This is a genomic window from Streptomyces sp. NPDC025793, assembly GCF_055558375.1.
Genome location: NZ_JBVHMR010000030.1, coordinates 23,450 through 42,912 on the forward strand (window position 1 = coordinate 23,450; position 19,463 = coordinate 42,912).

The 19,463-nt window shown below is 74.5% G+C and carries 10 protein-coding genes; 9 read left to right on the forward strand and 1 reads right to left on the reverse strand.

Annotated features, from left to right (window positions below; all coding sequences use genetic code 11):
- The first annotated feature begins 85 nt into the window (after positions 1-85).
- The 9 genes from ACZ4MF_RS36470 to ACZ4MF_RS36510 all read left to right on the forward strand — a co-directional run bounded on the left by ACZ4MF_RS36470 (position 86) and on the right by ACZ4MF_RS36510 (position 18,453).
- A complete protein-coding gene (locus ACZ4MF_RS36470) occupies positions 86-3,286 on the forward strand; it encodes a non-ribosomal peptide synthetase (RefSeq protein WP_467496949.1) in 3,201 nt (1,066 codons plus the stop codon).
- Positions 3,283-5,187, forward strand: coding sequence for a non-ribosomal peptide synthetase (locus tag ACZ4MF_RS36475; protein WP_467496950.1), 1,905 nt, complete (start codon positions 3,283-3,285; stop codon positions 5,185-5,187). The genes ACZ4MF_RS36470 and ACZ4MF_RS36475 overlap by 4 nt, the downstream gene beginning before the upstream one ends.
- 1 nt (position 5,188) lies before the next feature.
- On the forward strand, positions 5,189-7,024 hold the full coding sequence (locus ACZ4MF_RS36480; protein WP_467496952.1) for an amino acid adenylation domain-containing protein: 1,836 nt from the start codon (positions 5,189-5,191) through the stop codon (positions 7,022-7,024).
- Positions 7,014-9,983, forward strand: coding sequence for a condensation domain-containing protein (locus ACZ4MF_RS36485; RefSeq protein ID WP_467496953.1), 2,970 nt, complete (start codon positions 7,014-7,016; stop codon positions 9,981-9,983). The genes ACZ4MF_RS36480 and ACZ4MF_RS36485 overlap by 11 nt, the downstream gene beginning before the upstream one ends.
- Before the next feature lie 560 nt (positions 9,984-10,543).
- Positions 10,544-11,512 (forward strand): cyclase family protein, encoded by a 969-nt coding sequence (locus ACZ4MF_RS36490; RefSeq protein ID WP_467496955.1) that lies wholly within the window; start codon positions 10,544-10,546, stop codon positions 11,510-11,512.
- A 121-nt stretch (positions 11,513-11,633) separates the two neighbouring features.
- Positions 11,634-14,456, forward strand: coding sequence for a SpoIIE family protein phosphatase (locus ACZ4MF_RS36495; RefSeq protein WP_467496956.1), 2,823 nt, complete (start codon positions 11,634-11,636; stop codon positions 14,454-14,456).
- A 120-nt stretch (positions 14,457-14,576) separates the two neighbouring features.
- Entirely contained in the window at positions 14,577-16,130 is a 1,554-nt protein-coding gene (locus ACZ4MF_RS36500) for a sugar ABC transporter ATP-binding protein (RefSeq protein ID WP_467496958.1), read from the forward strand.
- Positions 16,127-17,221, forward strand: coding sequence for an ABC transporter permease (locus ACZ4MF_RS36505; protein WP_467496960.1), 1,095 nt, complete (start codon positions 16,127-16,129; stop codon positions 17,219-17,221). The genes ACZ4MF_RS36500 and ACZ4MF_RS36505 overlap by 4 nt, the downstream gene beginning before the upstream one ends.
- A gap of 68 nt (positions 17,222-17,289) precedes the next feature.
- Positions 17,290-18,453 carry a substrate-binding domain-containing protein gene (locus ACZ4MF_RS36510; protein WP_467496962.1) on the forward strand — a complete coding sequence of 388 codons (1,164 nt, stop codon included), beginning with the start codon at positions 17,290-17,292 and terminating at the stop codon, positions 18,451-18,453.
- A 15-nt stretch (positions 18,454-18,468) separates the two neighbouring features.
- Here ACZ4MF_RS36510 and ACZ4MF_RS36515 read toward each other — a convergent pair whose 3' ends face one another.
- Positions 18,469-19,425, reverse strand: coding sequence for a hypothetical protein (locus ACZ4MF_RS36515; protein ID WP_467496963.1), 957 nt, complete (start codon positions 19,423-19,425; stop codon positions 18,469-18,471).
- Between the last annotated feature and the right edge of the window lie 38 nt (positions 19,426-19,463).

Genomic DNA, 19,463 nt, shown 5'->3' on the forward strand with positions numbered 1-19,463 from the left:
GATCCGCGGAGCCGCCCGCACGACCACCGCCGGCCACGACCGTGACCGGCGCCGGACACCGACCCGACGACCTCAGGGATCGCCCATGCTTCCGCTCTCCTCCTCGCAGGAGATCGTCTGGCTGCACGAACAGCTGCAGCCCGGCAGTCGCGCCTACAACTTCACCGCATCACTCGACCTGTGGGGCACCCTCGACACCGAGGCGCTGCGCCGGGGTCTCGCCGCCACCCTGGCCCGCCACGACGGCCTGCGGCTCGAACTCGTCGCCGCCACGGGATCCGTACCGGGCCAGCGGGTCGCGCCGCGGTGCCTGCCGCGGCTGCGCACCGTCGACCTCGGCGAAGAGGCCGACCCCGAGACCGAGTTCGCGCGGCTGCTGCGCACCGAGGCCGAGTCGCCGCTCGACACGTTCGAGGCACCGCTGATCCGCTGGACGCTCGTGCGGCTCGCCGCGCGTCATCACCGGCTGGTCCACGTGGAGCACCATCTGATCCACGACGGGCACTCCTTCGCGATCCTGCTCGGCGACGTCTTCCGCGTCTACCGCGCCCATGTCCTCGGCGAGACCCTGGAGCTTCCGCCCGCCCCGTCGTACGCGGACCACGTCCGCTCCCGGGCCGAGGCCGCCCTCGCGCCCGAGTCCCTCGACTTCTGGCGCGACGAGCTGCGCGACCAGCCCCACGACCTGCCACTGCCGGGCCTCGCCCGCCCCGGCGCCCGCCGCCGGCACCACGGCGGGCAACTGCGGCAGACGATCGGCGCCGATCTCGCCGAGCGGCTGCGCGGGCACGCCCGTTCCCGCGGTCTCACCCCGTTCGCCACGCTGCTCGGTCTGTTCGCGGAGCTTCTGCGCCGGCACAGCGGCCGCTCCCGGATGGTCATCGGCACCGCCGTCGGCAACCGCCCCCTCGGCTACGAGGACGCCGTCGGCATGTTCGTGAACACCATCCCGCTGCCGCTCGTCCTGGACGGCGCCGCTCCCGCCCAGGACACCATGGACGACGTCACGGACACCCTCATCCGTGCCCTGCCGCACCAGGACGTGCCGGTCCAGGAGCTGACCCGGGCGCTCGGCATGCACACCTCGGGCGCGGACAATCCGCTGTTCTCCGTCATGTTCAGCGCCCACGACGCACCGCTGCCCGAGATCGACGTACCCGGCCTCGACATCACCCTGTTCGAGGGGTTCAACACCGGCACCACCCGGTTCGACCTCGACGTGGTGCTGCTGCCGGACGACCGGCGCGGGGTCACCCCGCGTCACGGCGCGCCCGGGATGACCCTGGTCTGGGACTACGACGCCGACCTCTTCGGCGAGGACGTCGCCCGGCTGCTCTCCGGTCGGTTCCTGGACCTGCTGCGCGCCTACCTCGACACCCCCGAGGCGCCGCTGGCCGCGCTCGCGCCCGCCGCCGTGGAACCCGCCACCCGGTCCCTGCCGGTCGCCGCCGACCGCGATCTGCTCGATCCCGTGACCGCTCAACACCCTTCGCTGCCCGCCCTGTTGTGCGGCGCGCGCCGCCTCACCTACGGCGAGCTGGACGAGCGCGTCGGCTCCCTCGCGGAGCGTCTGCGCGCCGCGGGTGTGACGCCCGGCCGGCCGGTGGCCGTGGTCCTGCCCCGCGGGGCCGACTCGGTCGTCGCCCTGCTGGCATGCCTGCGGACCGGCGCCGTGTACTGCCCGCTGTCCCCGTCCGACCCGCCCGGCCGACTCGGACTGCTGCTGGAGCGGCTCGCCCCGGCGCTCGTCCTCACCGGCGAGACCACCCCGGCCCTGCCGGACACGCTGCCGACCGCCCGGATCGACGCACCGGTGCTGCCCCGTGCCCACGAGGCCGGTGTGCTGCCCGGCACCACCTACGTCATCCACACCTCCGGCTCCACCGGAACACCGAAGCCGGTCGCCGTCGGCCGCGCGGCGCTGGAGCACCATCTGACCGCGACCGCGGACCGGTTCGGCCTCACGACCTCCGACCGGGTCCTGATGTTCGCCCAGCCGTCCTTCGACGTGGCGCTGGAGGAGGTGCTGCCGACCCTGCACGCCGGGGCGTGTCTGGTCCTGCCCGAGCACGAGGTGCCCACCGGTACGGAACTCGCCGACCTGCTGGCATCCGCCCGCGTCACCGTCGCCAACCTGCCCACCAGCTACTTCCTCGCCACCCGCGAGGACCTGCGTCCCGCACTGCGCGACGAGAGCTGGGCACCGAGGCTCCTGGTCCTCGGCGGCGAACGCCTTCCCGCTCCGGCGCTGCGCGGCATCCTCGCCGACACCGACGCCACCGTCCTCAACGTGTACGGCGTCACGGAGGCGGCCATCAGCTCCACCGTGCACGAGGTCTCCCGCGCGGCGCTCGCCGAGGGCGCCGAGGTGCCGCTCGGCACCGAACTGCCGGGCGAGCGTGTCCATGTCCTGGACGACCACCACCGCCCGCTGCCGTCCGGTGCCGTCGGTGAACTCGCCATCGCCGGGCCCGGTCTCGCCGAAGGGTACGCGGGCAACGCGGAGGCGACGGCCGCCCGGTTCGTCAGGGTCGACGCTCTCGGCGGGGAGCGCGCCTACCTCACCGGGGACCTCGGCTACCGCGGTTCGGACGGTCTGCTGTATTTCCTGGGACGGCGTGACAACCAGGTCAAGCTGCGCGGTCACCGCATCGAGCTGGAGGAGATCGAGGCGGCGGCGTCCGCTGCGCTCGGCGGCCGGTCGTGCGCCGTCGTGCTGGACCGTGAGAGCCCCGGCGGGCCTCGCCTCGTCGGCTTCCTCGAAGACGGCGCCGAGCGCGCGGACTTCGACGAGAAGGCACTCCACGCCGAGCTGAGCCGCCGGCTGCCCGGCCCTCTCGTGCCCGCCCGGTGGGCCGTGCTGGACTCCATGCCGACCCTCTCCGGCGGCAAGCCCGACCGTACGGCCCTGGCCCGTCGCGCGGCCGCGCTCGACCCTGTGACCGCCGCCGAGTCCGGAGTCCAGGCCGGGTCCGGGACCCACTCCGGGTCCGAGGCCGAGGCCGAGGCCGGGTCCGCGCACGGGCCGGCGGCCGCCGTGTCCGACGATCCGATGACGGCCCTCCTCACGGAGGGCTGGCGCGAGGTCCTCGGCCACGGTCGCTTCGACGCCGGTTCCCACTTCTTCCGCAGCGGGGGTCATTCCCTGCTCGCCGCCGAGCTCGCGGCCTGGCTGGAGCCCCGGCTGGGCACCCGCCCGCCGCTGAAGCTGCTCTTCGGCAACCCCGTACTCGCCGATCAGGCCGACGCCCTCGCGGCCGTCGCCGAACGTTCCTCGGAGTCATGATGAACCACACCCCGCCCGTCCCCGATGCCAGGTCCACGGCGCCCGGCACCGGCACCGGCACCACGCTCAGCATCGCCCACGGCCCCGCCGTCGAACCCACCCGCGTGCTCGCCCGCTTCGAGGAGTGGACCCGGCGCGCCCCGCACACGGCGGCCGTGATCGACGGCGCCCGGACCTGGACGTACCAGGAACTCGACACCGCCGCCGCGGACGTGGCCGCCGCCCTGCGCGACCGCGTACGCCCGGGGGACCTGGTCGGCGTCTGCCTCGACCGCTCCACCGCCCTCGTGGTGACCGCGGTCGCGCTCGCCCGGCTCGGCGCCGTGTACCTGCCGCTCGGCCCTCGCCCCGGCGAGCGGCGCACCCAGGCGGTCGCCGAGGACCTCGACGTCGTCTGCCTCGTCGGCGACCCCGGCGTCCTGCCCGAAGGCCACCGGACCGCGCAGCAGTGCCCGCTCCCCCTGCCCACCGACGGCGTGAACGCCCCCGCCACCGTGGTGGCGGCCTTCGCCGCGAGCGGCGGCCGTGGTGCGCGGCGCGCGCCGCAGGGCGCGTTGTACGCCGTCCTCACCTCCGGATCCACCGGCCGGCCCAAGGCGGTCGCCGTGGCCGAGGCCTCGCTGTCCGTCGCCCTGGACTGGTACCGGGCCGAGACCGGACTGGCACCGGGTGACCGTCAGTCGCTGCTCATCGGCGTCGCGTTCGACCCGCACCTGCTGGAGTTGTGGGCCGCGCTGACCTCCGGTGCCGCCCTCGTCCCGGCCCCCGACGACACCCGCTGGGACGCCCAGGTGCTGACCGACTGGTGGCGGGACGCCCAGGTCACGGTGTCGGTGGCGGCCACCCCCACCGTGGAACCGCTCCTGGACCGGCCATGGCCCACGGGCCTGAAGCTGCGCCACCTCGTCGTGGGCGGCGACCGCATGCGCCGCCACCCCGGCCCCGACGTCACCGCGACCGTCCACAACGCCTACGGCCCCGCGGAAGCCACCGTGGTCACCACCACCCACGCCATGCGGGGCACCGACGCGACGGCGGGCGAGCAGGCCCCGCCGCCCATCGGCACGCCGCTGCCCGGTGTCACCGTCGTCGTCACGGACCACGACGGCCGGCCGGTCGCCCGCGGGCGGGACGGCGAGCTGCGGATCGGCGGCCACTGCCTGGCGCTCGGCTATCTCGACCCCGAGCTCACCGCGCACCGGTTCACGGCCCCGCCGGAGGAACTGGCGCGGCCCGCGGTCGACCGTCTCTACCGCACCGGCGACCGGGTACGGATGACCGCCGACGGCTGCCTGGAGTTCCTGGGGCGGCTCGACGACCAGGTCAAGATCAGTGGGGTTCGGATCGAACCGGCCGAGGTGGAGGCCGCGTTCGAGCAGGATCCCCGGGTGCGCGGTGCCGTCGTCACCGTGCTGCGCGACAGCTCCGGGCACGCCCGCCTGGTCGCGCACGTCCGGCCGGCGGACGGCACCGAACCCGCCGCCGGTGACCTGCTCGCCGCGGTGCGCGTCTGGCTTCCCGAACAGGCCGTTCCCGCCGCCGTCCGGATCGTCGGCGGCTACCCCCTCGACGCCAACGGCAAGGTCGACCGGATCGCCCTGGCGGCCCAGAGCCCCGCTCCCGTGGCGGCCGCCTCCCCCGACGACCTCGCCGACGCCTCACCGACCGAACGGCTCGTCCTGACCGCCGTACGCGACCTCCTCGGCCGCCCCGGGACCGGCCTCGACGACAACTTCACCGACGCCGGCGGCACCTCCGTCGTCGCCGCGCGGCTGCTCGTGGCCGTCGAGCACGCCACCGGAGTACGCCCGCGTGCTCGGGACCTGCTGCGCAGCACCGACCTGCGCGCCTTCGCCGCCCTCCTGGACCAGTGCCGGACCCCGCAACCGGCAGGAGCCTGACATGACTCTTCTCAGCCCGAAGCCCGTCGACACCCGGTCTCACCCGCCCGCGGCGACGGCCCTCCCGGCACTCGTCGTCCGGCACGCCGAACTCGCCCCGCACGCCCTGGCCGTCGTGGACGGCGACACCGCCCTCACCTACGGAGCTCTCCTCCGGTCCGGCCGCGCCCTGGCCGCACGCCTGCGGGAGAACAAGGTGGTCCGCGGCGACCGGGTGGCGCTGCTGACGACCCGCTCGGCCCGCACGGTCGTGGCGCAGCTCGCGCTGTGGCTGGCCGGCGCCGTGTGCGTGCCGCTGGACCCGGCCCAGCCCCGGCCGCGCACCGAGGCGATGATCTCCGACGCGGGGGTGACGCTCACCGTCGGCGACGCGAAGCTGCTGGAGGCGGCCGCGCTCACCGGGCCCGTCCTCGCCCTGCCCGAGGAGCCGCTGCCGGACGGCGGGCCCCTGGACGAGTCCGATCCGGACAGCGCGGCGTTCATCATGTTCACGTCCGGTTCCACCGGTCGTCCCAAGGGCGTCGCCGTCCCGCACGGTGCCGTCGCCGAGCTGGTGACCGCGCCGGACTACGTGACCCTCACCGCCCGCGACCGCGTCCTGTTCCACTCGCCCATGACCTTCGACGCCTCGACGTTCGAGGTCTGGGGCGCGCTCGCCAACGGCGCCGCGGTGGTCGTCTGCACCGCGCAGCGGCCCTCTCTGGAGGACCTGGCCCGGCACGTCGAGCGCCACGGCGTGACGGTGGCGTTCTTCACCACGGCCCTCTTCCACCAGCTCGCCGCCCGTCGCTCCCGCGTCTTCGCCCAGCTCCGCTCGGTCGTCGTGGGCGGCGAGGCCCTGGCCGCCGCGCCGGCCCGTGAGGTGCTCACCACGTTCCCCTGGCTGGAGCTCGTCAACGGCTACGGGCCCACGGAGACGACCACCTTCGCCACCGCCCACCGGGTCACCGAGCGCGACTGCGACGCTCCGCCGCCGATCGGCAGGCCGATCGCCGGGGCCACCGCGCAGGTCCTGGACGCCGACGGCCGCCCGGTCCCGGTCGGCGAGAGGGGCGAGTTGTGGATCGGCGGCAGCAGGCTCGCCCACGGCTACACGGGTCTGCCGGAGCTCACCGCCGAGCGGTTCGTGGACGACCCCGTCGCCGGCCGGCTCTACCGTACGGGCGACATCGCGTCCTTCCGCCCGGACGGCATCCTGGAGTTCCACGGTCGCAACGACGACCAGGTCAAGGTCCGCGGCTTCCGCATCGAGCCCGCGGAGGTCGAACACGCCCTGCGCCGGCAGCCGGAGGTCGACGACGCCGCCGTCGCCGTCGACCGCGCCGGCACGTTCGAGGCGCGCCTCGTCGGGTTCGTCGTCGCGGCGCCGGGGCCCGTGCCCCGTGCCGAAGCCCTGCGCGAGCGGCTCGCCGGTCTCCTGCCCGCGCACCTGGTGCCCGACGCGGTCACCGTGGTGGAGCGGCTTCCCCTCACGCCGGCCGGCAAGGTCGACCGGCGTGCGCTGACCGAACGCGCCCTGCCGTCCGGCGACGACCCCGCCGACAGCCCGGCAGCCGCGCTGACCCCGCTGGAGCAGGCCGTCGCCGAGGTGTGGAGCCGGGCACTGGGCAGCGAAGTCACTCACGCCGACGCCGAGTTCATCGCCCTCGGCGGTCACTCGCTGCTCGCCCTCGCCGTCACCGACGACCTGCGCGAGGAACTCGGCGTGGAGCTCTCCCTCGCCGACTTCTTCGCCGCCCCGACCGTCGCCGCACAGGCCGACCTGGTCGAACGCGCCCTGCTGGCCGCCCACAGCGACCTCCACCCCGAGACCCCGGAGCACAGCGATGCCCACTGACTCCGACTCCACGTCACGGAACCAACAGCAGCGGCTCCAGCGGGAGTTGCTGCGCCGGGCCCGCGCCGGAGCCGCACGGCGCACCCCGGCCACCGACACCGGCGCGGCCCCGGGCGACGCCGCCCGCACGCCGCAGGACACTCGCGGCACCGCCTCGGCGGGCGGCCACGTCCCCCTCTCCCGCGCCCAGCGCCGCATGTGGCTGACGGAACGGCTCGGCGGCGCGGGTGCCTCGTACCACGTGCCGTTCGCCACCCGGGTGCGCGGCCCGTTCGACCCGGCCGTGTTCGAGACCGCGCTCACCGCGCTGGTGGCCCGGCACGGGATCCTGCGCACCCGCTACGCGGAGCATGCGGGCGAGCCCTGCCAAGTGGTGCTCGGTGCACCGCGTACGGTCCCCGTGCCCGTGGTCGACACCGACGCGGCGCACGCCCCGGCGCTGCTGCGGCGGGAGGCCGCCCGGCCGTTCGACCTCGCGGCCGGGCAGGCCGTACGCGCACTGGTTCTGCGCCACGGGCCGCTGGACCACACCGTCCTGCTGACGTTCCACCACATCGCGATCGACGGCGGGTCGTTGGAGACCGTGGCCGTCGAACTCGGCACGCTCTACGCGGCGGCCACCGACGCGGTCGGCGGGCACACCCTCACGACGCCACCGCAGTACGCCGACCACGCGCGCCGCGAGCATGACGGGATCCCCGGCCTCGCCGCGGAACTGGACCGCTGGAGCGGCCTGTTGGCCCGCGCCACCCCGCCCCGGCTGCCCCGGCCGACGACCGCCGCGGCGCGCACCGGCAGCCGACCGGCGGCCGTGCACAGCGTGCCGCTCGGGTCCGCGCTGCCCGACGCCCTGCGCAGGCTGGGTGCCGAGCGGGGCGCCACGCTGTTCACGGTGTCGCTCACCGCGGCCTTCGCCGCCCTGCACCGGCTCACCGGCGACGACGACCTGGTCATCGGCGTGGCGGGCACCCATCGCAGCGGAACCGCCATGCGCGGCCTGGTCGGTCTGTGCGTCAACACCCTGCCCGTACGGGTCGACGCCTCCGGCGACCCGTCCTTCGCCCAGTTGCTGCGACGGGTGTGCGACGCGCTTCTGGAGGCCCAGCGCTATCGGCACATCCCCTTCGACCTCGTTCTCGAACGCCTCGGCGCCACGGCGCGCGGGGGCGACGGCACCGCGCTGGTCCGCGTCACCGCCGATGTGCTCGGCGAGCCGACGGTGCTCCGGCTGCCCGGCACGTCGGCCGAGTACGTCGATGTCAGCACCGACGGCGCGAAGTTCACCCTGTCCTACGCCCTGGGGCTGGGCGATGCCGCACGTCCCGTGGCGCTCGTCCAGTACGACGGCAACGCGCTGGACGACACCGTCGCGGAGGCGACCGGGCGGCACTACGCGGCGCTCCTCGACGCCGCGGCGACCGCCCCGGAACGGGCGCTCAGCAAGCTGCTGGGCCCCGCTGCCGAGGCCCGGTCGTCGCCGGCCGGCGACGGCGGCGACGCGGACGGCGCCGGCCACCCGGCGGCACGGGCCCTGCGCGCTCAGCCGCAGGTCGCCGACGCCACGGTGGTCCAGCCCGCCCAGGGGCCGCCGGTGGCCTATGCCGTCCTGCGCGACTGCGTCGGTCCGTCCGGCCAGGAACTGCTCGGTCTGCTGCGGCGGACGCTGGCGCCGGAGTCCGTACCGGCCACGGTCACACTGCTCGACGCGCTGCCGCGCACGGTCTCCGGAGAGCTCGACGGCACCCGGCTGCCCGGGACATCCGCGCCGAACCCGCCGTCCGGTGCCCGGGCCGAAGCCGTCACCGGGGCCTTCACCGAACTGCTTGGTCCCGTCCCGTCGCCCGACGACGACTTCTTCGCCCTCGGCGGTCACTCCTTGGTCGCCGTGCAGCTCGCCGAACGACTGCGCACCGAGCTCGGACTGCCCCTGACGGGTCTCGATGTGCTCCAGGCCCGCACCCCCCGGGCACTGACCGCGCTCCTCGACGAGCGCGCGGCACAGCAGGCCGCCGCCAACGCCGTGGGCAGGCCGGGCCGGTCCCGGAAGGTGCGCGCCGGGACCGTTCTGGTCACCGGCGCGACGGGTGGCGTGGGCGCGTTCGTCCTGCGCGAACTGGCCGCCCGGGGCCGCCCCGTGCTGGCCCTCGCCCGGCCCGAGTCCGCCCATCTGATCGCCGCCGAGGGAGTCGACGTCGTCGAGGGCGACCTCTCCGACCTGGCCGGACTGCGCGACGCCGTCGCGAGCGCGGACGCGATCGTCCACGCGGCCAGCACCTTCACCCGCCCCGACGTCGACCTGGCGGCCATGGAGGCGATGGTCGGCGCCTGGCGACGGGGCCCCTTCGTCTTCGTCAGCAGCGTGGACGCCTACGGTCGTCCCCGGACCGACCGGGTCGCCGAGGAGTCCCCCATGTGCGAGCCCGTCAGCCCGTACGGCAAGGGCAAACTCGACTGCGAGGCCATGCTGTTGCGCGCCGCGGGCACCGAGGGGCGCGGGGGCGCGAGCGCCGTGCGCTCACCGATCGTCTGGGGCGCGCACGACCGGCTGCGCGAACAGTTGCGCTGGGGCGCCATCGGCGGGCTCTACCAGGCAGCCCACCGAGGCGGCGCGATCGAACTGCCGCGTCCGGGCACCGGCGGCCACCTCTGGCACGGGGTGGCCTGGGTGCACGCGGCTGCCCTGGCCCGCGCGGTGGCCGAGTGCCTGGACCGCCCCGTCCACGGCGTCGCCAACGCCTGCAGCGGCCACGTGTCCTGGCACGACCTGGCGCACGACCTCGGTGAACTGCTCGGCTCACGGCCCGACGTGCGTGAGTCCGGTGAAGTCGCGCAGGACCTCGACCACCACTGGCACTACGACAGCGCGCGCCTGGCCCGTGTCCTCCGGGCACGGCCGGGAGAGGACCGGCGGACCGTCCTGGCCGAGATGATCGACGGCATGACGGGGGACGACGGCTGACGCCCCGACGGCGCCCGGAGCCTGCGCGAAGGCACCGGGCGCCGCGCACCGCAGACTCCGCCGGAGAGGCCTCGTGCCGGTGCCGTCCTGCGCTGGCGTGGCATGGCACCGGGGCTGTAGGTGATCAGACGGCAGCGTATGTCCGCTCCTCGAAGACCCCCGGCCGCCCCATGACGGGGATGTCGTACTTCTGGAGCGCCATCGTGTCGGCGCGGCCGGTGGCGAGGACCCGGTGCGGGAAAGCACCGAGATTGCGGACCCCGTCGGCCCCCGGCCCAGGTCCGGACCGGGCACCGGACAGGGGCTCGGTGTGGCGGCGAACTGGGCCGCGTGATCAACCTGCGATGCCACCGGCGGCGCTCTCTTCCCGCCTCACCGGCTCCTCCTCGATCTACGGGCCGCCCCACGGCTGCGCCTGCCGTGTGGAGGCGTGAACCGGCGGTTCGGCGCGGGTCGTGCGAAGCTGGGATTCCGGGTCGGCGGGCCGCACGGCGGTGTCCCGCCGGCGCAGCGATGCCCCGTCGCCGGGGCCGCGTCGACGCCGGGGACGGTGAGTGCGGATGAGCCCGAACTCCGCGGACGACCCGGATCCGGGGCCCGCCGGTGCCGGTGACCGGCCCGCCGTCTCCCGCCGGGAGTTCGACGCGTTCTTCGAGGCGGTGCGCACATGGGGCCGTTGGGCCCCGGCCGACCGTGGCGCCTGGAACCGGGTGACGGCGGAGCACGTGCGGCGGGCCACGGCCGCCGTGCGGTCCGGGCAGGTCGTCCCGCTGGCGCTGCCCTGGAACACCGTGCCCGGCCCGGACAACCCCAGGCCCGCGCTGCACCACATGACCGATCTCGGTGACGTGGAGCGTCCGGAACCCTCCACCCACAAGGACTTCATCGCCGCCGACTACCACGGCAAGGCCGTCACCCATCTCGACGCCCTGTGCCATGTCGCCTATCGGGGGCAGCTGTACGGCGGCTGGGCGGCCGCGGACGTGGTGGGCGCGGCAGGTGCCCGATTCGGCGCGGTGTCGGCGCTCGGCCCCCTCGTCACGAGGGGAGTCCTCCTCGATCTCCCCACCGTCCTGGGGATCCGCTGGCTGGAGCCGGGGCGGGCGGTGCACGCGAAGGACGTCGTGGCCGCGGAGGAGGCGCTCGGTGTGCGGATCGGCGAGGGCGACGCGGTGTTGCTGCGCTCCGGGCACGTCCGCCGCCGCGGGGACCTCGGTGCCTGGGATTCCGCCGCGGCGAGCGCGGGCTTCCACGTGGACGCGGTACCGCTGCTGGCCGAGCGTGGCATCGCGCTGCTCGGCGGTGACGGCGACAGTGACGTACGGCCCTCACCCGTCGCCGGCGTGCACTCGCCCGTCCACGCCCTGGTCGTGGCCGCGATGGGGGTGCCGCTGCTGGACAACCTCGATCTGGAGGCCCTGTCGGCCGCGACGGCGCAGGCGGGGCGGTACGAGTTCCTGCTCGTCGTGGCGCCGCTGAACGTCCCGGGCGGGACGGGCTCGCCCGTCAATCCGGTCGCCGTCCTGTGACCACCCGCCTCCGATGCCCGGTTTCTCGCCTATGTCCTATTGGCTCTATTGTTTGGAAAAGGAACTCTTGCAGGCTCGAGTGAGGCGACACGTGGTTCGGCCAGGTGGGAAACCGACACTGATGGGGCGTGCGACAGACGGCACGGGGCCCGCCCGTTCCCGTGAGCGTTTTCTCGAGGGTGAACCGGTCGAAGACTGCGTGCGCACCCCGATCTCGAACTCGTGGCAGCGCTGCCGCGCCCTGGGGCTCTCGCCCGACCAGTCCGGTCCTCCCTTCCGGGCCGACTTCGACCGTGAGGCCCGTATCGTCCGCGCGGCCCTGCCGGTGCTCGACCGGCTGCAGTCCTGGTTCGCCGGCAGCGCGATGAACATCTCCGTCGCGGATGCGGGCGGGACGGTCCTCCTGCGCCGCTTCGGATCCGCGTCCCTGGCCCGAAGCCTCCCGGCGTTCCAGCGTGAGCCCGGATTCGTGTTCGCCGAGCAGTACGCCGGCACCAACGGAATCGGTCTCGCGCTGGCGGAGCGCCGCCTCATCCAGGTCTACGGCGCCGAGCACTTCGCCGAGCGCTCTCAGGGCAACGCCTGCCGTGCACTTCCCGTCCGCGACCCGCTCAGCGGCCGCATCGAGGGCGTGCTGTGCCTCGGCTATCCCCGGAGCGCCGAGGACCCGGCGCTGGCCGCCGTGATACGCAGGGCGGCCCACGCCATCGAGAGGCGGCTGCTGGGACAGAGTTCCGACCGTGAGCGGGCCCTGCTGCGGGCGTACCTGGACACCGGCGCCGCAACCGCCACCGGCCCTCACCACAGCGTCGGGGTCGGCGACTTGGCCCTCGCACTGCGTCCCTGTGACCGCGAGATCCTCATGGCACGGGCCGCCGAGCTGATCTCCTGCGGGCAGCGGGCCGCGGTCCGTGTCCGCCTGTCCGACGGCCGGCGGGTCACCCTGGTGAGCCGTCCGATGACGAGCGCCACCGGGGTGGAAGGCTTCGTCGCCGAGGCCGTCCTGCCCGGCCCCGCACCGCAGGAACCGCTCGTCGTCCCGCCGTCGGCCGGGCAGCCGTGGCGCCTGCCTGTCGAAGCCGTCGCCTCCGGTGCCCCCGCCGTCTCCTCGTCCCGGGCCGCCCGCCTCACCACGGCGCCCGGCCTCGTGCCCGGCCGCACCCGTGCGCGCGCCAAGGGCGCCTGGGCGGGCGAGCCCGGCGTCACGGCAGGCGGCCGCCCCGGCTCCCCGTCCCCGGCGCGAGGACTCGTGCTGGTCGGAGAGCCGCACGTGGGGCGCTACGCCCTCGCCGCCCGGCGCCGCCTGGAGCTGCTGAGCGACGCGAGCACGCGCATAGGCACCACGCTGGACGTGCTCCGCACCGCCCAGGAACTCGCCGAGACAGCGGTGCCGCGACTGGCCGACTACGTCACGATCGACCTGCCCGAGGCCGTACCGCGCGGCGAGGAGGCCGCCGACCTCCTCACCAGCCTGTACCGGACGGTGGTCCACGGCATCCGCGACGACCGGCCGTTCCACCCGGTCGGCAAGCGCATCGACTACGGTCCGACCACTCCGCACCTGCGCTGTCTGACCAGCGGGAAGGCGGTGCTGGAGCCGGACCTGCACGCCGCCGCGGGCTGGCTCGCCCAGGACCCCGAGCGCACCGAGGAGCTGCTGACCCACGTTCACTCCCTCATCGCGGTCCCCCTGATCGCCCGCGGTGTCGTCCTGGGCGTGGCCGCCTTCTACCGCGGGCGGGACCCCGCTCCCTTCGGCGACGACGACCGTTCGCTGGCCCAGGAACTCGCCACCCGCGCCGCCCTGTCCATCGACAACGCCCGGCGCTACACGCGCGAGCGCACCATGGTCCTGGCCCTCCAGCGCAGCCTGCTCCCGCACAACCTGCCCGACCAGGACGCCGTCGAGGTCGCGCACCGCTACCTGCCCGCGGAGTCCGACGTGGGCGGGGACTGGTACGACGTCATCCCGCTGTCCGGCACCCGGGTCGGCCTCCTGGTCGGCGACGTCGTCGGCCACGGCATGCTGTCGGCCGCCACCATGGGCCGGCTGCGCACCGCCGCCCGCAGCTTCGCCGAGCTCGACTTCCCTCCGGACGAGGTCCTCACCCAACTCGACAACCTGGTGGGACGTCTCGACCGGGAGGAGCCCGCCGCGGGCGAATCGGGCATCATCGGCGCGACCTGTCTGTACGCCGTCTACGACCCGACCACACAGCGGTGCACGATCGCCCGCGCCGGGCATCCTCCCCCCGCGCTGATCCGCCCCGACGGCACGGTCTCCTTCCCCGACCTGCCCGCCGGGCCCCCGCTCGGGCTGGGCGGCCTGCCCTTCGAGGCCGTCGAGATCGACCTCCCCGAGGGCAGCGGCCTGGTCCTCTACACCGACGGACTCATCGAGGACCGGGAGCGCGACGTCGACGTGGTCCTCGACCAGCTGCGCGCCACCCTCGCCCACACGGAACGCACACCCGAGGAGATCTGCGAGGCGGTCCTCGACACCGTGGCGCCGGCCCACCCCCATGACGACGTCGCCCTGCTCGTCGCCCGTACCCACGCCCTGGACCCGCAGCGGATCGCCACATGGGAGCTGCCCGCCGACCCGGCTCTCGTCAGCGAGGTCCGCGCCTCGGCCCTGCGGCAGCTGGCCGACTGGGGACTGGAGGAGGCCTCCTTCGCCGCGGAGCTCGTGCTGAGCGAGCTGGTCACGAACGCCATCCGCCACGGCTCCGGGCCCGTCCGGGTCCGCCTGCTGCGCCACCGCACCCTGATCTGCGAGGTCTCCGACACCAGCAACACCGCCCCGCATCTGCGCCGCGCGGCCACGACCGACGAGGGCGGCCGTGGTCTGTTCCTGGTGGCCCAGCTGTCCCAGAGCTGGGGTACGCGCTACATCGGGCAGGGCAAGGTCATCTGGGCCGAATGCGGGCTCGACGCCGCCTGAGGTAATCGGCGCGGCTGGCCCGTTGGTGGCGCAACGAGGAACAAATCCGTAATGCCATGATTTTCTCCACTAGTATCATCGGCGAAAGTCGGGAAGAAATCGCCCTGCCGACCCCCGGAGATGTCCGTGCCCGACCCTCCCGACACCTCTGCGTACGCGGTCAGGGACGTCGAGGACGGCGCCCTGGTCCGCATCCGCGGGCTCGTCAAACGGTTCGGCGGGACCCTCGCACTGGACGGGGTCGACCTCGACGTCCGGGCCGGCAGCGTCCTCGCCCTGCTCGGCCCCAACGGTGCCGGAAAGTCCACGCTCATCAAGGTGCTGGCAGGCGTCCACCATGCCGACGCGGGCCGGATCACGGTGGCCGGGCATCCCCTCGGAAGTCACGCCGCCTCCCGCGGCATGTCCTTCATCCACCAGGACCTCGGGCTCGTGGAGTGGATGACGATCGCCGAGAACTTCGCCCTGACCACCGGATATCCGCGCCGCGCCGGACTGATCTCCTGGCAGCGGACCCGGGAGCGCTGCGCCGGCGCCCTGGGAACCGTCGCCGGGCACCTCGATCCCGACACGCCGATCGCCCGGCTCGGCCCGGCAGAACGCTCACTGGTCGCCATCGGCCGGGCCCTGGCCGCCCGCGCGCGACTCGTCGTTCTCGACGAGCCGACCGCCCGCCTCCCCGCCGCGGACTGCGCCCGGCTCTTCCAGGTCCTGCACGCCCTGCGCGACCGGGGCCACGGCGTCCTCTACGTCACCCACCGCCTGGACGAGGTGTACAAGGTCGCCGACACCTTCGCCGTCCTGCGCGACGGCCGGCTCGTCGGCCACGGCCCGCTGGCGGGCCACAGCCCCGCCCGTCTGGTGCACGACATCGTCGGCGCGGAACCGCCCCGCCCGCGCCCCGCCACCGGCGCCGCCGGCGGCCCCGTCGTCCTGGCCCTCGACGGCGCACGGACCGCCGGCACCGGAGCGGTCGCCCTGCGGCTGCGGGCCGGAGAGGTCCTGGGCCTGGTCGGCCTCTCGGGCGCCGGACACAGCGATCTGGGCCGGGCGCTCGCCGGGACCCGGCCCTTCCTCGGCGGCCGGGTGCTCCTCGACGGCAGGCCCTACCGCCCCCGCACGGTCGCGGACGCCGTCGCTCGCGGTGTCGGCCTCGTACCCGGCGACAGACAGCGGGAAGGCTGCGCCGCGGGGCTGACCGTGCGCGAGAACCTCCTGGCCAATCCCCGCGCGGGAGGCCTGCCCGCGCTGCGCTGGATCGGTCCCCGCCGTGAACGCGCCCGGGCGGCGGAGCTGATCGAGCGGTTCGCGGTGCGTCCGCGCGACAGCGAAGCCCCGCTCGCCACCCTGTCCGGCGGAAACCAGCAGAAGGTGCTGATCGGGCGGTGGCTCCGGCCGGGCCTGCGCCTGCTGATCCTGGAGGAGCCGACCGCGAGCGTGGACGTCGGGGCCAAGGCCGCGCTCTACCGGCTGCTCGACGAGGCACTGGCCGCCGGGCTCGCGGTCCTGCTCGTCTCGTCCGACTTCGAGGAGGTGGCGGGCGTGTGCCGGCGCGCCCTGGTGTTCGTCCGCGGGTGCGTGACGACCGAGTTGAGCGGTGCGGGCCTCACGGTCTCGGGACTCACCCGGGCGGCCTCGGCCCTTCCGGACCACGGAACCACCACGGACTCATGACCGCCCCGCCCTCCCCCCTCGCGCCGCGCTCCCGGCCGCGCCGGCGGGGCCCGGCCTGGCAGTTCGTGAGCGCCTACGGCCTCCTGGTCCTCACCGCGCTGCTCTTCCTGGTCTTCTCCCTCGCGCTGCCGCGGACGTTTCCCACCCGGGACACCGTCGACTCGATCCTGTTCAGCCAGTCGATCCCGGCGGTCCTCGCGCTCGCCGCCATGGTCCCCGTCGTGACCGGTTCGTTCGATCTCTCGCTCGGCTACGGTCTCGGCCTGGCCCATGTCATGGTGCTGCAACTCGTCGTCCACGCCGCGTGGCCCTGGCCCTGGGCCTGCCTCGTGGTGATCGTCGGCGGCGCGGTCGTGGGTGCTGTCAACGGTGTGGTCGTCGAGTTCGGCCGGATCGACTCGTTCATCGCCACCCTCGGAACCGGCAGCATGCTGTACGCCGTGACCGGCTGGGTCACCGGCGGCGGCCGGATCGTCCCGGGCCCGGGCGGTCTGCCGGCGGCCTTCACCGACGTCTACGACTCCCGGCTCCTCGGCCTGCCGCTGCCCGCCTTCTACGTGCTCGGCCTCGCCGTCGCCCTCTGGGTGGTGCTGGAGCGGCTGCCGCTCGGCCGGTGCCTGTACGTCATCGGTGCCAATCCGCGCGCCGCCGAGCTGGTCGGCATCCCGACCCGCAGGTACACCGTCTACGCGTTCACGGCATCGGGGCTGATCGTCGGCTGCGCCGGTGTGCTGCTGGCGGCTCAGCAGGAGATCGGCAATCCCAGCGTCGGCCTCGACTATCTGCTGCCCGCCTTCGCCGGCGCCCTCCTCGGCTCCACCGCGATCAAACCGGGCCGCCCCAACGCCCTGGGCACGGTCGTCGCCGTGGCCGTACTCGCCGTAGGCCTCACCGGCATCGCGCAGATGGGCGGCGACTTCTGGACCACTCCCCTGTTCTACGGCGGCACTCTCCTGCTCGCCGTGGGAATGGCCGGCTACTCCGCGCGCCGACTGCGCACCGGCGCCGACGCGCCCCGCGACGCGCCGGCCGGCACGCCGCAGCCTCCGTCGAAGGCCTCCGGCGGCGAAACCCCGGGCACCGCTCCATGATCCACGCGAGGGCCCCGGCCCCGGAGCCCGGACGCACCCTGCCGCTCGTCCCTCCGCGAGGAGCTCTTGTGCACAGCAACCGCAAGGCCCTGCCCCGCGCCGTCACGGCCCGGTCCGTCGCCATCGCCCTGCTGGCCGCCTTCGCCGGCCTCGCGGGCTGCCAGCGCGGCTCGTCGAACGGCCCCGCCGTCTCCACCACGGGCCCGAGCGGCTGCCCCGCGGTCCAGGCCAGGGCCCAGGCCGCCGTCGCCCGAGCGGAGAAGACCGGCACCGCCCGGAACGGACCGCCCGACGGCCCCGCGGCGGTCCCCGGCAGGACGATCGTCTACGTCGCGCAGACCATGACGAACCCCGGAGTCGCGGGCGTCGCGAACGGCGTGCGGGATGCCGTGCGCGTCATCGGCTGGAATATCCGGGTCATCGACGGGGGCGGCAGCCCCGCCGGCATCCAGGCGGCCATGAGCGAGGCCGTGACGCTGAGGCCCTCGGGCATCGTCATCGGCGGCTTCGATCCCGGCTCGACCTCGCAGCAGGTCGCTCAGGCCAACGCGGCCGGCATCCCGCTCATCGGCTGGCACGCGCTCGCCTCCCCCGGCCCCAGCCGGCGGCCCGAGCTCTTCACCAACGTCACCACCCGGGTCGAGGACGTCGCCGGCATCAGCGCGCAGTGGATCATCGCGCACTCCGACGGCCGGGCCGGGGTCGTGCTCATCACCGATGCCTCCATCCCGTTCGCGAAGAAGAAGTCCGACCTGATCAGGAAGGAGCTCGCCACCTGTTCCGGCGTGCGGCTGCTGGCCTACGAGAACATCCCGATCCCGGACGCGAGCAGCCGCACCCCGCGCGAGGTCTCCACCCTCCTCTCCCGCTACCAGGACAGGTGGACACACTCCGTCGCCATCAACGACCTGTACTTCGCCGACGCCGCCCCCGCCTTCCGCGCGGCCGGCAGGCAGGGCTCCGGCCCGCCGTTCAACATCGGTGCGGGCGACGGCGACCCGTCCGCCTTCCAGCGCATCAACAGCGGCCAGTACCAGGCCGCCACCGTTCCCGAGCCGCTGTCGCAGCAGGGCTGGCAGATCGTCGACGAGTTCAACCGCGCCTTCGCCCACCGCCCTGCCAGCGGCTACGTCGCCCCCGTCCACGTCGCGACGGCCGCCAACAGCGCCGGAGCCACGACCTGGGACCCGCCGGGCTACCGGGAGACGTACCGTCGGGTCTGGGGCAGATGAGGCCCACACGTCGGTTCACCCGTCGCGGGGCACTTTGCGCTGTGCCTCCTCGAACTGGGTCAGCGGGTCGCCGCCGGCCTGCCAGGGCCAAGGGGTGACGATGCCGCCGAGCGCTTCGAAGGCCGCGCGGGCTTCGTGGCGCCGGTCGGCGGCCATCAGCGTGTAGGCAAGGACGTTGAGGTCGGCACGGGCCCGCGCGTGACGGAGGAATCCCGGCTGCACCCACGTGTAGGCCACGCGGTCGAGGGCCTGGGCGGCCGTCGCCTGGGACCAGTGGTTGCGCGCCACCAGCGCCTCGAAGCCGCCCCGGTCGAGGACGGAGTGGTACTGGAAGACCTGGGCGGTGAGTTCCGTCCCCGCGCAGGGAGCGTTCGCGGGCATGCGTGCGCGCAGGGCGTCCACGAACTCCATGACCTGCATGCGCGACCCCGCTTGCTCCGGGGTGAGATAGCGCAGCATGGTGAGGTAGGCCTCGCGGTTCCAGCGGTCGCGCGCGAGCACCTCGTTCCACACGCCGAACACCCGCTGCTGCTCCCAGCGTTCCAGGCATGCCGCCGTCAGGACGACCACCCACGGGGTGGGGTCCTGAGGGGTGAGCTCGGCGGCCCGAAGACAGCTGTCGACCACGCCGGCCGCGTCGTCCAGCCTCCCCTGCGAGCGGGCGCGGACCACCTCGCTCCATGCGTACAGCACGAGTGCGTTCGCGTTGCGCGGCTCGCGCGTGGCCCAGGAGCGCGGCAGCCGCGATCCCGCCAGGAACTCGGCCAGGACGCCCATGCGGTGCGCCCGGCGGTCCCAGTCGTCCGGGGCCTGCTCCAGCAGACGGGACATCTGCGCCACGCACATGTCGGTCATCGCGATCGCGCTCGTCCTCGCGGTCGCCAGCAGGTTCTTCATCAGCCTGCCCAGGTCCTCGTCGTCGAGTTCCGGGGCAAGGCGGGATCGTCTGCGACGACTTGAAAGAAAAGCCATGCCCGGAGGCTAGAGGGGACCACGCCTCACACAAGGCC